The organism is Kitasatospora sp. NRRL B-11411, assembly GCF_000721345.1.
Taxonomy (GTDB): domain Bacteria; phylum Actinomycetota; class Actinomycetes; order Streptomycetales; family Streptomycetaceae; genus Kitasatospora; species Kitasatospora cineracea.
Genome location: NZ_JOGH01000012.1, coordinates 35,861 through 49,169 on the forward strand (window position 1 = coordinate 35,861; position 13,309 = coordinate 49,169).

Sequence of the window (13,309 nt, forward strand, 5' to 3'; positions counted from 1 at the left end):
CACGCCACCTCGCGTAGGCCGCCGGCGGCAGCCACTTCACGTCCCGGCGCGGACCGGCGTGCGACGACTCAGCCGGCGCCAGATGCTCACGCCACCCGCGAACCGGGTCCGGGAGCGTCACCACCCGCTGAACTATCGGGTTGACCCGGACAAGATCTACCGAGATCGCCCACCGGTAGAACTCGTTCACGGTGGAGACCTCCCGGTCCCACGTCGAGTCCTCCACCCTCGGCCCGGCGGGGTCCTTGCGCCTCCACCGCTCGTACGCGGCCCGGTCCTCCGGCACCGCGTCCCGCCATATTCGCTCGCGGGCGGCCCCGCCCCCGGGCGACAGCACCGGCGGCCGGCTGAACCAGAGGAAGTTCAAGAACCCCCGCAGGTCACGGGCGGCCGCGGCCTGCGTGTTCCACGGACTCGCGCTCAGCACCGTGGCGAAGTACCTGTTCAGATCGGTGTCGTACCCGCCCGTCGGGCTGATCAGGAACGGTTGCCCGTCCAGAACACCATGACCGTCCAGCCACTCGTCCAGCACACCCGGGTCCGTGTACGCAAAGGACTCCGTGCGCGGACGCGCCAGGTCCCGGCGAGTGAAGAACACCCGCCATCCCAAGATCGACATAGTGTCGGACTCTAGCCCTGGACATGTTCACAACCGCATAACGGATACAGAGCAGGAAGCGGGCGGGCAGCCGCATCGAGCCTGCGGCTCTGGCGATCATCACCTCCCCCGATTCCAGGGGTTGGCGCAGTGCGTCGAGGACCCGGACCGGGAATTCGGGTGCCTCGTCGAGGAACAGCACGCCGCGGTGGGCGAGGGAGACGGCTCCGGGCCTGGGCAGTCCCGTTCCGCCGCCGACGATGGCGGGCATGGTCGTCGAGTGGTGCGGCGCGCAGTAGGGCGGGGTGTCGATCAGCGGGCGGTCGGGTGGGAGCAGGCCGGCCACGGAGTGGATCGCGGTCACTTCGAGGGCTTCGCTGGGGGTGAGCGGGGGGAGCAGGGCCGGGAGCCGTTCGGCCAGCATCGTCTTGCCGGCGCCCGGCGGGCCCTTCAGGTAGAGGTGGTGTCCGCCTGCTGCAGCGATCTCCAGGGCTTGGCGGGCCTCGTCCTGCCCGGCCACGTCGGCGAGGTCGGGTCGGACGGCCTGGTCCGAGGTGAGGTCGCGGACGCCGAGGCCGGGGAGCAGCAGCCCGGCGAAGGAGGAGTCGGGACGGCCGGTGGACGGGTCCGGTGGCTCGTCGGGGACGGGGGCGTTGGTGAGGATCGCGATGAGCTGGCGCAGGCTGCGCACTCCGAGGACGGAGACGCCGGGCACCAGTTTCGCTTCGGCGGCGGTCTGCTCGGCGACCACGATCTGCCGGTAGCCGGCGTCGGCCGCCGCCAGGACCGCGGGCAGGACTCCGCGCACCGGGCGTACGCGGCCGTCCAGTCCGAGCTCTCCGATGATCAGCATGCCGTCGATCGACGCGGGGTCGAGCCGTTCGGCGGCCGCCAGGACGGCGCAGGCCACCGCCAGGTCGTACCCGCTGCCGCTCTTGGGTACGGAGGCCGGGGTGAGGCCCACGGTGAGTTTTCGCAGCGGCCACTTCTCCCCGCTGTTGGAGACGGCGGCGCGGACCCGGTCGCGGGCTTCCAGGAGGGCCTTGTCGGCGAGGCCCACCAGGCTGAAGGCGGCGAGTCCGGGTTCGAGGTCGGCTTGGACCTCGACCACGACGCCGTCCACGCCGACCAGGGCGACCGAGCAGGTGCGGGCGAATGCCATTCAGACCGCCCCGCGCAGGTGCTCGACCGCGGCGGCGCCCCGGCGGGGGTTGACCACGGCGACCAGGTCGATGCGGACGCCGCCGGGCGGCGGCGGGGCCGGCCCGCCGCTCTCCGCGTCGGGTTGCGGATCGACGCCCCCGGCCCGTTCGGCGGCGAGCACGAGTTGGGAGAAGTGCACCGGCCAGCGTTCGGCGAGCCACCGTTCGGCGAGGTGGCGCAGCCGGTCGGCCTTGGTCTGGTCGATCGCCTCGGCGGGCTGCTGGAAGCCCCACTCGGAGCGGGTCTTCACTTCGCAGATCGCCAGGGTGTCCCCGTCGAGCGCGACGATGTCGAGCTCGCCGTCGGCGCAGCGCCAGTTGCGTTCCAGGATGCACAGGCCGCCCTCCGTGAGTCGGCGGGCGGCGACCTCCTCGCCGTAGCGTCCGAGGCCGTTGGTGGAAATCTTGTTGGGGTTCTGCACGGCAATCACCTCCGGTCGGAAGGTTGCCGTCAGGCGCCGAGGGCGGGCCAGCGGAATCGTCAGGCCTGTGGATAACCCGGGCCTGTGGATAACTTGGTTCACCCGTTCGAGCGACAAATCGAAAAATGCGCTGGACAGTGCTCGATCAGCGCAGTCAATCTCGGTGGCCCGGGCACCGTCGCAGCTCACGGAGGTGCGACAGCCCCGGCAGGAGGGCACGGTCGGCCGTGCCGTTCCCGCCGGGCACCCGGCCCGCCGGAAACCGATCGCCCGGTCGCGGGGCGGTCAGTTACCGAAGGCGGAGTCGTCCGAGGGCAGCTCGAGGTCGCTCTTGGCCAGCTCCTCGATGTTCACGTCCTTGAACGTCAGCACGCGGACCTTCCGAACGAACCGGGCCGGTCGGTACATGTCCCAGACCCACGCATCCGCCATCGACACTTCGAAGAACACCTCGCCCTGCACCGAGTGCACCTGGAGGTCGTAGTCGTTCGTCAGATAGAAGCGCCGCTCGGTCTCAATCACGTACTTGAACAGGCCGACGACATCCCGGTACTCCCGGTAGAGCTTGAGCTCCATCTCGGTCTCGTACTTCTCGAGGTCTTCGGCACTCATTCCAAGCGTCCCCTCACTCGTCACGTCCACCCCATTGTGGACCACCGGGCCCGTGCTCAGAGCCTTACTGGCCGTTCTGGCGGTCCTTCCGTCAGAACCCGTGCCACCAGTTCGACCAGTCCGCGGGGGTGGACGGTCTCCCCCGTGGCCCTCAACTCCCCCACCGTCCACCAGCGGACGGCCAGCAGCAGCGCGTGTTCGTCCGCTCCGCCCTCCGTCAGTGACACCGCGGTCCTGGTGGTGCGGGCCAGTCGGAACCACTGCTCCTGTCGATACTCCCTGCCCCGGAAGGAGAACTCCGCCGTGCCGTACGCGACCAGCGGTCCCCAGTCCACGTCCGTCAGCCCGATCTCCTCGGCCAGCTCGCGCCGGGCCGCCTCGGCCGGGCTCTCGCCCGGCTCGATGCCTCCGCCGGGTGTGATCCACCAGGTGGTCCCGGGTTCGGCCGGGTCCGTCCCGTGCAGCAGCAGGACGCGGTCGTCCGGGTCCAACAGCAGCACCCGGACGGCCCGGCGATGCTCGACCACCATCTGGTTCAGCTCCGTCCTGAAGCGCTGGGCTCGTCTCCTGGCCAGTGCCGATGCCGGGGCCGGTGCGCCGCCGGCCCCGGGATCAGGCCCTCCGCCGCCGCAGCCGCCCGGCCAGCGAGACCACCCAGCCGACTGCGGAGGCGACCACGATCAGCACCGCGCCGCCGGCCGCCGTCCACGCGGCGGGCACCAGCGGGCCGGGGTGGTGCGCACCCGGTGCGCCCAGTTCGTCGAAGGCCGTGGTGCGCTGCTTCAGCCCGGCCTGGGACAGTGGCTGGATCACCGCTTCGACCTTCGCCTTCACCTCGGAGGCAGGCACCGAGCCGAACGCCACGTCGAGGTGGCTGCGCGAGTCCAGGGAGTTCCCCCGGAAGTCGCCGAGCAGGAACAACCGCCCCTCGGGCACGGTGATCGAGAACTCGGTCGTGTTCATCGCCGCAGGGGTCAGGTAGGGCTCGGACACCTGGTGCCCGTTGACGGCGATCCGCCCGTCGCGGCCGCCGGAGACGGTGTCGCCGCCGACCGCGACCACGCGCTTGACCAAGGTCGCGCTGCCCCAGTCCGGGTCCTGGAAGACCACGATGTCACCGCGGCCGGCGGATCCGCCGGTCCGGGCCAGGACGGTGTCGCCGACCCTCAGGGTCGGGCTCATCGAACCGGTCGGGATCTTGTAGGGCCGGTACTGGAGGGCCAGCGTCCCGAAGCCGCCGACCAGCATCACGAAGCCGAGCGCGATCACCACGCCCTGCGCGATCGACCCGGCGCTCCGGCGGCGGGCCGGCCCGGCCTCGGTGCGCGGGGTCTGCTCCGCGACGCTGCTCATCGGCTCCGCCCTCTCCTGGTGCTCGGGCGCTCCGGACGAGCGCTCGCGGCCGGTGCGCCGCCGGCCGTCCTGGTCCGGACAGCACTGCGGGCCGCGGCACGTGCGAGCAGATTACTCGCCAGTACCACGGCCCGCGCAAGGGGTCTTCCCGGCCGGTCGGTGTCCGGTCAGCGGCGGCGCCTGCGCACCCACCACACGGCGGGGACGGCGAGCGCCGTACCGGCCATCGCCGGAGCGAGCGGTCCGGCGGCCAGCCCCTTCTGGTCGAAGGTGTCCGGGACGGGCAGCGTCGCCCAGTCGCCGATCGGCCAGGCCACCACGAACGCGCGGCCCACCACGTTGCCGACCGGGACGGTTCCGCCGCCGGGCTGGTCCATGTGGTACCGCGAGTCCAGCGAGTTGCCGCGGTGGTCGCCCATCACCCAGATGGTGCCCTTGGGCACGTTCACCGGGCCGAAGGGCTTCTCCCCGCACGGGGTGTTGCCGGGGAAGATGTACGGCTCGTCGAGCGCGACGCCGTTCACCTTGACCGGGCCGGAGCCCTGGCACTCCACGGTGTCGCCGCCGACCGCGATGACCCGCTTGATCAGGTCCTTCTCGTCGCTGGACGGCATCAGCCCGATGAAGCTGAACACGTCCTGCACGCCGCGGACGAAGGAGTTGTCGCTGCGCTGGGTCGGCTCGTCGTTCAGCCAGCCGCCCGGGTCCTTGAAGACCACCACCTCGCCGCGCTCCGGCTCCGAGCCGAACCAGGGAGTGAGCTTGTCGACCAGGACGCGGTCGCCGACCTGCAGCGTGTTCTCCATCGACCCCGAGGGAATCGAGAACGCCTGGACGAAGAAGGTCTTGATCACCAGGGCCAGGATCAGCGCGATGCCGATCAGGATCGGCAGTTCCTTCCAGAAGGAACGCTGCTTCGGTGCCTTCCTGGACGTCGCCGCCGAATCCCCGGTGGCTTCCGCCCCGTCCTCGGTGTCCCGGAGCTCCTCGCCGTCACCGGCGGGCAGCCCCTCCTGGTTGCCCACGGGTTCCCCGTCGGGCTCCGGAGCACCTGAGCGGGCACCGATCACCAGATCCCCCACGACATCTCCTCCCTGCTGTGCGGACGCCTGCGCGCCCGCGCTCACGAGTGCCGCACAGCGGGCACCACACTCTGCGATCGACCGAAAGCCCGCCTCTGGCTTGCCCTACTGGGGCAGGCCCGACACCAGGCCGGAACCGAGCACTTCACACTTCTCTATCACTACCGGTCGACGTGCCCGTGCTCCCACGCGCCGACCCGGATGTCAGTCGGCCACCGGCCCGCCCCTCCGGCGCGTTCTGCGGTGCCGGGTGAGGAGCGGAAGGACGCCCAACACACCCATAACGAGTGGGGGTTCCGCAGGAACCGGTTCAACGGCCGCCGATCCTGCTGTCCGCCCCGGAAGGGAGGAGAGTGAATCGGGAACGTCGAGTTGACCGAAGTGGGAGAGCGGCCAGGCCACCACGAACGCGCGTCCGACCACGTTCTCCACCGGGATCGTCCCGGAGCCCGGATTGCCCATGTGGTAGCGAGAGTCGGCGGACAGGTCGCGGTGGTCGCCCATCACCCAGAGCCGCCCCTGAGGGACCGTCACCTTGAAGGTGATCCGCGAGGGCGAGTTGCCGGCCGCGATGTACGGCTCGTCCAGCGGGGTGCCGTTCACGCTCACCCGGCCGTGCTCGTCGCAGCACTCCACGGTGTCGCCGCCGACGCCGATCACCCGCTTGATCAAGTCCCGTTCGTCGTCGGAGGGGAGCAGCCCCACCGCGGAGAACACCGACTTCACGTTCCGCAGCACGGGCCCGTCCGTGGACCGCTTGTGGTCGTTCTCCAACCAGCCGCCCGGGTCCTTGAAGACCACCACCTCGCCGCGCTCCGGCTCGGCGCCGAACCACGGGGTCAGCTTGTCCACGACGACCCGGTCGCCGATCCGCAGGGTCTGTTCCATCGAACCGGAGGGAATTACGAACACCTGGATCAGGAACGTCTTCATCACCAGCGCGATGACCAGGGCCACCAGCACGATCACCGGCAGCTCGCGCAGGAACGAGCGCCGGCTGCGGCGCGCGGCGCGCTTGGCGCTGCGGCGGCGCTCGGCGCGGCCCCGGGCGGAGCGGCCACCCGCGTCGTCCGCACCGTTCCCGCCGCCGTCACCACCACTGCCCCCGGAGCGGCTGCCGCCGTGCTCCTCGCCGTCCACGTCCTCCGCTCCGTCCGCGGGGGGCGTTGCGGGGATCAGGTACACGGACCCGGGGTCGGCACCGGTTGCGAAGTCCGGTCCGAAACCAGGTCCGGAGCCGGGCTCGGAGTCAGGGCCGGAGGCGGTGCAGGAGGTGCGGCCCGGGTCCGCGGAGTCGGACGGGCCGTCGGCGGCGGTCCTGGGTCTACCTCTGCTCCCCATGGCCACCAGTCCCCTCAATCGCGGCGAACGCCGCCGGTCGGTCGAGGGAGGTGGCCCGGCCGAGGGGGAACATCACCCAGTCGGCGCGGCCGATCACCTTGTCCTCGGGCACGGCGCCTCCGCCGGGCTCGCCGAGGTGGTCACGGGAGTCGCGGGAGGCGCTGCGGTGGTCGCCCATCATCCACAACTTGCCGTCAGGAACCACGATGTCGAACGGTACCGCCGACGGGGCGTCGCCGGGGAGCAGATACGCGCTCTCGTCCAGCGGCACCCCGTTGACCTTGAGCCGGCCGTCGGTGCCGCAGCAGGTGATCCGGTCCCCGCCGACGCCGATCACCCGCTTCACGTAGACCGTGTCACCGGCCGGGGCGAGGCCCGCGCCGGTCAACAGCCGCTTCAGGCCGGACGGTTCGTCCTGGTACGGCAGGAAGGAGCCGATGCCGTCGAAGACCACTACGTCGCCCCGCTGCGGGTGCCCGCCGAAGGCGTACGCGAGCTGGTTGACCAGCACCCGGTCGCCCGGTCGCAGCGTCCCCTCCATCGAACCGGAGGGCACCGCGAACGGCCGGACCACGAAGGCGTTCACCACCAGCAGGACGACCACGCACACCGCCGCGATCCACAGCAGGTCGCGCGACCACCGCCGCCCGCCGCCGTGGTCGTCGTCAGCACCCGCCTCGCCCTCGGCGCCCCGGTCTCCCTCGGCGCCGACCTCACCGTCCGGGCTCGGGCTCGGGCCGGAAACGGCGACGGTGGCCGTTCCGGGGGCTCCAGGAGCTCCCGGGGTTCCGGAGGCGGAAACGGCGGCGGACCGCGACGGCGAGTCCGCACCCGTGGGTGCGGGACTGCCGTCGCGGTCCGTCGGTGGCTCGTGCGTGCTCATCGGGGGTGAGCTTATCCCCCCGGTCTACACCGGTTGGAGGGCCAACCCCGATTGAGCCTGCGCGATCACGCGTCGCGCTTCTCCTTGATCTTCGCGGCCTTGCCGCGGAGGTCGCGCAGGTAGTACAGCTTGGCGCGGCGGACCGCACCGCGGGTCACGACCTCGATCTTCTCGACGACCGGGGTGTGCACCGGGAAGGTGCGCTCGACGCCGACGTTGAAGCTGACCTTGCGGACGGTGAAGGTCTCACCGATGCCCGCACCGTGGCGGCGGATGACGACGCCCTGGAAGACCTGGACGCGCGAGCGGTTGCCTTCGATGACTCGGACGTGCACCTTGAGGGTGTCGCCGGGGCGGAAGGCGGGGATGTCGGTGCGCAGCGAGGCCGCGTCGACAGCAGCGAGCTTGTTGCTCATCGTTGCTCTCCATCGCAGGCGCCACGGGCCGCCCACGGAAGTTCGATTCGACTGGGTGGTGTTGCGGGCCGCTTCGGCTGGCGGTGATCCCCCCGTGGCGGGGGCACCGGTCCACTGGCTCCCCGTGAGGAGATCCGGGCGGCAGACAACAGTCGCCTATTGTTCCACAGGCTCGGCCACGGACCGAAATCGGCCGGCGGCCTCGTCCCAGGCCAGGCCGAGCACGCTGAGCGCCTCGCGCTCCTTCTTGGTGAACGCCTCGCGCTGCCAGCGGGCCACCAGGTCGGGCCGGTTGGCCAGGGTGCGGGCGAACGCCTGCTCGCGCCGCCACTGGGCGATCTTCCCGTGGTGGCCGCTGAGCAGGATCTCCGGCACCTCCCGGCCGCGCCACTCGGCGGGCTTGGTGTACACCGGGCCCTCCAGCAGGTCGGCCATGGCGCCGGGGGCGAAGGAGTCGTCGCGGTGCGACTCGGCGTTGCCCAGCACACCGGGCAGCAGCCGGGCGATCGCCTCGACCATCACCAGCACCGCGACCTCGCCGCCGGCCAGCACGTAGTCACCGATCGAGGTCTCGACCACCGGCATCCGGGTCGCGGCCTCCTCGATGACCCGCCGGTCGATGCCCTCGTAGCGGGCGGGCGCGAAGGCCAACCAGGGGCGGGCGGCGAGTTCCTGGGCCAGTTCCTGGGTGAAGGAGCGTCCGCTGGGGGTGGGCACCACCAGGGTCGGCACCTCGCCCTCGGGCCCGGCGGCCAGCACGGCGTCCAGCGCGGCGCCCCACGGCTCCGGCTTCATCACCATGCCGGGCCCGCCGCCGTAGGGCGTGTCGTCCACGGTGCGGTGGATGTCCGTGGTCCAGGAGCGCAGGTCGTGCAGGTGCACGTCCAACTGCCCGCGGGCGCGCGCCTTGCCGACCAGCGAGACGTTCAGCGGCTCCAGGTACTCGGGGAAGATCGTGACGACGTCGATCCGCATGTCGCTCACGCGCCACCACCGTTCTCGCCCGAACCCGAGCCCGGACCCGAACCCAAGCCCGAGCCGGCATCCGAGTCCGCGCCCTCGCCCGCGTCTCCGTCCGAACCCGCGTCTCCATCCGAACCCGCGCCCGAGCCCGAGCCCGCGCCCGAACCCGCGTCGACCGGGTCGATCAGGCCGGGCGGCGGAGTGATGACGACGCGCTGCTCGTCCAGGTCGATGGTGGGGACGATCTGCTCGACGAACGGGATCAGCACCTCGGTGCCGTCTGGGCGCTCGACGGTGAGCAGGTCCTGGTACGGGAGGTGGACCACCTCGGTGAGCTCGCCGACCGGGGTGCCGTCGGCCAGCACCACGTCCAGGCCGATGAGTTGGTGGTCGTAGTACTCGTCCGGGTCCTCGGGGGTCTCGTCCGGGTCGATCTCGGCGATCAGCATGGTGCCGCGCAGGGCCTCGGCGGCGGTGCGGTCCTTGACCCCGGCGAAGCGCAGCAGCAGGCGTCCGCTGTGCACCCGGCCGCTCTCGACGGTCAGCGGTCCGGTGGCGGCGGGGTCGGTGAGGAGGACCGCGCCGGGCCCGAGCCGCAGCTCCGGCTCGTCGGTGCGGACTTCGACGCTGACGTCCCCCCGGATGCCGTGGGCGCGGCCGATCTTGCCGACGACGAGCTGCACGGTGATCGTTCTCCTGGAAGGTGATGGAGCTGAAGGGTACTTGCGGCGGGAGGGACGGCGGTGGTCCCGGAAACGAGGAAGGACCGGCCGGGACGGATGCGTCCCGGCCGGTCCTGAAACCCGGTGGCCGACCTCGCGGTCGGTGCCCTCGGCGGTCGAGCGGAGGTCAGCGGAGGCTGTCCGCGTCGACCAGGTCGACCCGGACGTTGCGGCCGCCCAGGGCGCCGACCACGGTGCGCAGTGCGCGAGCCGTACGGCCGCCCCGGCCGATCACCTTGCCGAGGTCGTCGGGGTGCACGCGCACCTCGATGGTGTGGCCGCGGCGCAGGTTGCGCGAGCGGACCTGCACCTCGTCGGGGTGCTCGACGATGCCCTTCACCAGGTGGTCGAGGGCTTCCTCGATCATGCTCAGGCCTCGGTGGAAGCGGCCTCGGCCTCGTCAGCCTTGTCCGACTTCTTGGCCTTCGGGGTGATGGCGACACCGGTGGTGGCGTCCTCGAAGCCGGCGACGGCCTTGGCGAACAGGTGCGAGAAGTCCTCGACCTTGGGCTCGGCCACCTTCAGCGGCTCCGGAGCCGGCAGGCCCTTGAACTTCTGCCAGTCGCCGGTCAGCTTGAGGATGGCGAGCACCGGCTCGGTCGGCTGGGCGCCGACGGACAGCCAGTACTGGGCGCGCTCGCCGTCGACCTCGATCTTCGAGGGGTTGTAGGTCGGCTGGTAGAGGCCGATCTCCTCGATCGCGCGGCCGTCGCGCTTGGTGCGCGAGTCGGCGACGACGATGCGGTAGTGCGGGGAGCGGATCTTGCCCAGACGCTTCAGCTTGATCTTGACAGCCACGGGTGTGGATTCTCCTGGTTTTGACGTGGGTGAGCAGCGCTCCGCCGCGTGGGGCTGCGGCGCGAGGTGCCGTTCAAGGGACACGCCAGCCGTTAGGAGAGAGGGTCCTGTCTTGGCTGCCGAGTACTCAGCCATCCATTCTGCCACACCGCAGAGGTCCCCCCGGACCGCGCCCCCGCGCGGAACGGCAGGACCTCAGGGCGTCACTCGGGTCGTGCGTCACCCGGACCGGGCGTCGTGCGTCACTCGGACCGGGCGTCGTGCAGTGATGCGGATCGTGCGTGATGCGGATCGTGCGTGATGCGGATCGCGCGCCGTGCGACGGGTTCAGGCGATCTTGAACGGCTGCTGGCAGGCGCCGCAGACGATCGAGGCCTGCGCCAGCACGGACGGGACGACGCGGACGTTGCGACCGCAGCCGCACACCGCCTTGACCCGGACGCCGCCGCCCGAGGAGCCGTGCCGGGCGGCGGGGCCGCGGAAGGCGCGGTGGTTGCCCTCGCCGGCGACGGCGAGCTGGTGCGCCCCGAGCGCGCGGTCGAGACGCTCGATGGTCTCGGCGTAGCGGTCGCGGGTCTCGTGCCCCATCGTCACCTGGGAGAAGCCGCTGCTGGCGTGCGGCTCGACCGGGTGGGCCAGGCCCAGCTCGGAGGCGAGCAGCAGGAAGCGGCGGTTGTGGTAGCGCCCGGCCCGCGAGGTGTCGCGGATCTCCCGCGCGGCGGCCAGGCCGTGGGCGGCCTCGTGCAGCAGCCGCTCGAAGTTGAGCTGGGTGCCGCAGGCGGACGAGGACTCGCCGATCAGCGCCTCGGGCGACGCCAGGTCGGGCAGGTCCCGGTGGTGGGCCTGGATGTCGCTCCAGGCGGCGGCCAGTTCGGCCGCAAGGACGAGGGGCTGTGTCGTGCTCACGCTGTACCAACGACGGGGAGAGCGGTGGTGTTCCGGCGGACGCCCCGGTTCGGGAATTCCCAGCGGACTCTCAGAAATGCACTTCCGCGCGCGAATTGCGCGGCTCCGGACTGACGCAAGACCAACCCCCTGCACGTATGGAGCCGGCGGGTTTCGCCGGGCTCTCGGCACCCGCCGCGGAGCCCAACATCCCCACGACGGACGGCCCGCGTCCTGTCCGAAAATTGACAGGGCCACGGGCCGTACACCGTACCGCTTGTGGAGTACCTCGGGGAGTTGACTGGTGAGTAGTCTCAACTGCCAGCACCCGGGCCGGGGTTCGGGAATTCACCGGGAAAGCGGCCGGCCGCGCAGTTCACGGGAGCGGGGTCGGCCGGAGGCCGGTCCGCGGCCGCCCCGGAAAGGCGGCCGCGGCGGGGCGGCTCAGTAGGCGCGGGCGACCAGGGCGAGGTTGCCGGGCTGGTCGTCGGCGGCCGGCACCGAGCCGTCCTCGGCGATCAGGCAGCGCACCGAAACACCCTGCTCGGCCAACTTGGCCTCGCCCTCGGGGCCGAGGTCGGCCCAGGAGATCCGGCCCCAGCCGGTGGTGGCGGCCTCGGCGGCCTCCTCGATGGTCTTGACGTCCACGGTGCGGGCCTCGCGGCGCTCGCGGGACTCGCGCAGCAGCTGCGCCTGGTCCTCCTCCAGGATGCCGGGGACGATCGCGGCCAGGGAGTCGACCGCGACCGGCTCCTTGCCGCCGGCGATCCGGCGGACCAGCATCGCGGTGCCGGCCTCCAGGTCGCGCGGGCCGACCTCGATCCGCAGCGGGACGCCCTTGAGCTCCCAGTCCACGGCGCGGCGGCCGAACGGGGTGTCGGTGCGGTCGTCGACGACCACCCGCACGCCCGCCGCCTCCAGCTGGGCGCCGATCTCGCGGACCTTCGCCAGCACCGCGTCCTCGCCCTTGATGGCGAGCACCACGGCCTGCACGGCGGCCAGCCGCGGCGGCACCCGCAGGCCGTTGTCGTCGCCGTGGGACATGATCAGGCCGCCGACCATGCGGGTGGAGACGCCCCAGGAGGTCTGCCAGACGTGCTCGCGCTCGGCGCCCTGCAGCTGGTAGGTGGTGTTGAACGCCTTGGCGAAGTTCTGGCCCAGCTCGTGGCTGGTGCCCATCTGCAGCGCCTTGCCGTCGCCCATCATCCCTTCGAGGGTGAGGGTGTTGATGGCGCCGGCGAAGCGCTCCTTGGCGGTCTTGCGGCCGAGCACCACGTCGATGCCCAGCACGTTGGTCATGAAGTCGCCGTAGACGTCGGTGTGGATCCGCGAGGCGTACGCGCGGGCGTCCTCGTAGGTGGCGTGGGCGGTGTGGCCCTCCTGCCAGAGGAACTCGGTGGTGCGCAGGAAGACGCGCGGGCGCAGCTCCCAGCGGACCACGTTGGCCCACTGGTTGATCAGCAGGGGCAGGTCCCGGTGGCTCTGCACCCACTTGGAGAAGTACTCGTTGATGATGGTCTCGGAGGTGGGCCGGACGACGACCGGCTCCTCCAGCTCCTTGCCGCCGCCGTGGGTGACCACCGCGAGCTCGGGGGCGAAGCCCTCGACGTGCTCGGCCTCCTTGGTCAGGTAGGACTGCGGGATGAACATCGGGAAGTAGGCGTTCTGGGCGCCCGCCTTCTTGATCCGCGCGTCCATCTCCTGCTGCATCCGCTCCCACAGGCCGTAGCCGTACGGTCGGATGACCATGGTGCCGCGCACCGGACCGTTGTCGGCCAGCTCGGCCTTGTTGATGAGGTCCTGGTACCAGCGGGGGAAGTCTTCCGCCTGGGGAGTGAGAACGGGTGCCTTAGCCATGGGCCGAATGGTACGGAAAACCGGGGCCCGACCGTGAATCGGTTTCGCCCCGCCCGCGAACCCCGCCTGCGGACCCCGCCCACGAACCCCGGACGCGGACCCCGCCCGCAAACCCCGGACGGCCGACCGGTCGGAACGCGCCGCGCCCGCGCACACCCCGGGGCGCACACCCGCG

Annotated in this window: 15 protein-coding genes; all 15 read right to left on the minus strand. The window is 71.5% G+C overall.

What is annotated here, in order from left to right; genetic code table 11:
- Positions 1-380: 380 nt before the first annotated feature.
- The gene (locus IH44_RS0108405; protein WP_232794865.1) at positions 381-1,760 is read right to left on the minus strand and encodes a YifB family Mg chelatase-like AAA ATPase; all 1,380 of its coding nucleotides are present in this window, start codon (positions 1,758-1,760) and stop codon (positions 381-383) included.
- Positions 1,761-2,231 carry a YraN family protein gene (locus IH44_RS0108410; protein ID WP_369794916.1) on the minus strand — a complete coding sequence of 157 codons (471 nt, stop codon included), beginning with the start codon at positions 2,229-2,231 and terminating at the stop codon, positions 1,761-1,763.
- 276 nt (positions 2,232-2,507) lie between these two features.
- A complete protein-coding gene (locus tag IH44_RS0108415; protein ID WP_030458804.1) occupies positions 2,508-2,834 on the minus strand; it encodes a DUF2469 domain-containing protein in 327 nt (108 codons plus the stop codon).
- Between the two features lie 56 nt (positions 2,835-2,890).
- Positions 2,891-3,364 carry an NUDIX hydrolase gene (locus tag IH44_RS0108420; RefSeq protein WP_030458805.1) on the minus strand — a complete coding sequence of 158 codons (474 nt, stop codon included), beginning with the start codon at positions 3,362-3,364 and terminating at the stop codon, positions 2,891-2,893.
- 82 nt (positions 3,365-3,446) lie between these two features.
- Positions 3,447-4,187 (minus strand): signal peptidase I, encoded by a 741-nt coding sequence (gene lepB / locus IH44_RS0108425; protein WP_030458806.1) that lies wholly within the window; start codon positions 4,185-4,187, stop codon positions 3,447-3,449.
- 167 nt (positions 4,188-4,354) lie between these two features.
- Positions 4,355-5,269 carry a signal peptidase I gene (lepB, locus tag IH44_RS0108430; protein WP_030458807.1) on the minus strand — a complete coding sequence of 305 codons (915 nt, stop codon included), beginning with the start codon at positions 5,267-5,269 and terminating at the stop codon, positions 4,355-4,357.
- Positions 5,270-5,473: 204 nt separating this feature from the next.
- Positions 5,474-6,454, minus strand: coding sequence for a signal peptidase I (gene lepB, locus IH44_RS0108435; RefSeq protein WP_051816674.1), 981 nt, complete (start codon positions 6,452-6,454; stop codon positions 5,474-5,476).
- Positions 6,455-6,593: 139 nt separating this feature from the next.
- Positions 6,594-7,493 carry a signal peptidase I gene (gene lepB, locus IH44_RS0108440; RefSeq protein WP_030458809.1) on the minus strand — a complete coding sequence of 300 codons (900 nt, stop codon included), beginning with the start codon at positions 7,491-7,493 and terminating at the stop codon, positions 6,594-6,596.
- A 65-nt stretch (positions 7,494-7,558) separates the two neighbouring features.
- Positions 7,559-7,909, minus strand: a complete 351-nt coding sequence (gene rplS / locus IH44_RS0108445; RefSeq protein ID WP_030458810.1) for a 50S ribosomal protein L19 — start codon at positions 7,907-7,909, stop codon at positions 7,559-7,561.
- A 156-nt stretch (positions 7,910-8,065) separates the two neighbouring features.
- Entirely contained in the window at positions 8,066-8,884 is an 819-nt protein-coding gene (gene trmD, locus IH44_RS0108450; RefSeq protein ID WP_030458811.1) for a tRNA (guanosine(37)-N1)-methyltransferase TrmD, read from the minus strand.
- A 5-nt stretch (positions 8,885-8,889) separates the two neighbouring features.
- Positions 8,890-9,555: a ribosome maturation factor RimM gene (rimM, locus tag IH44_RS0108455; protein ID WP_030458812.1), complete on the minus strand. Its 666-nt coding sequence runs from the start codon at positions 9,553-9,555 to the stop codon at positions 8,890-8,892.
- Positions 9,556-9,721: 166 nt separating this feature from the next.
- Positions 9,722-9,961, minus strand: a complete 240-nt coding sequence (locus IH44_RS0108460) for an RNA-binding protein (protein WP_030458813.1) — start codon at positions 9,959-9,961, stop codon at positions 9,722-9,724.
- A 2-nt stretch (positions 9,962-9,963) separates the two neighbouring features.
- Positions 9,964-10,392 (minus strand): 30S ribosomal protein S16, encoded by a 429-nt coding sequence (rpsP, locus tag IH44_RS0108465; RefSeq protein ID WP_030458814.1) that lies wholly within the window; start codon positions 10,390-10,392, stop codon positions 9,964-9,966.
- A 327-nt stretch (positions 10,393-10,719) separates the two neighbouring features.
- On the minus strand, positions 10,720-11,298 hold the full coding sequence (locus IH44_RS0108470; protein ID WP_030458815.1) for a hypothetical protein: 579 nt from the start codon (positions 11,296-11,298) through the stop codon (positions 10,720-10,722).
- Positions 11,299-11,721: 423 nt separating this feature from the next.
- Complete coding sequence (gene proS, locus IH44_RS0108475) at positions 11,722-13,134, minus strand: proline--tRNA ligase (RefSeq protein WP_030458816.1); 1,413 nt, start codon at positions 13,132-13,134, stop codon at positions 11,722-11,724.
- Between the last annotated feature and the right edge of the window lie 175 nt (positions 13,135-13,309).

What these genes read in the sequence shown, in the direction of transcription:
- IH44_RS0108405 (WP_232794865.1), bottom strand. Translation starts at nt 1,760, where the DNA reads ATGGCATTCGCCCGCACCTGCTCGGTCGCCCTGGTCGGCGTGGACGGC.
- IH44_RS0108415 (WP_030458804.1), bottom strand. Translation starts at nt 2,834, where the DNA reads ATGAGTGCCGAAGACCTCGAGAAGTACGAGACCGAGATGGAGCTCAAG.
- IH44_RS0108420 (WP_030458805.1), bottom strand. Translation starts at nt 3,364, where the DNA reads ATGGTGGTCGAGCATCGCCGGGCCGTCCGGGTGCTGCTGTTGGACCCG.
- lepB (WP_030458806.1), bottom strand. Translation starts at nt 4,187, where the DNA reads ATGAGCAGCGTCGCGGAGCAGACCCCGCGCACCGAGGCCGGGCCGGCC.
- lepB (WP_030458809.1), bottom strand. Translation starts at nt 7,493, where the DNA reads ATGAGCACGCACGAGCCACCGACGGACCGCGACGGCAGTCCCGCACCC.
- rplS (WP_030458810.1), bottom strand. Translation starts at nt 7,909, where the DNA reads ATGAGCAACAAGCTCGCTGCTGTCGACGCGGCCTCGCTGCGCACCGAC.
- trmD (WP_030458811.1), bottom strand. Translation starts at nt 8,884, where the DNA reads ATGCGGATCGACGTCGTCACGATCTTCCCCGAGTACCTGGAGCCGCTG.
- IH44_RS0108460 (WP_030458813.1), bottom strand. Translation starts at nt 9,961, where the DNA reads ATGATCGAGGAAGCCCTCGACCACCTGGTGAAGGGCATCGTCGAGCAC.
- proS (WP_030458816.1), bottom strand. Translation starts at nt 13,134, where the DNA reads ATGGCTAAGGCACCCGTTCTCACTCCCCAGGCGGAAGACTTCCCCCGC.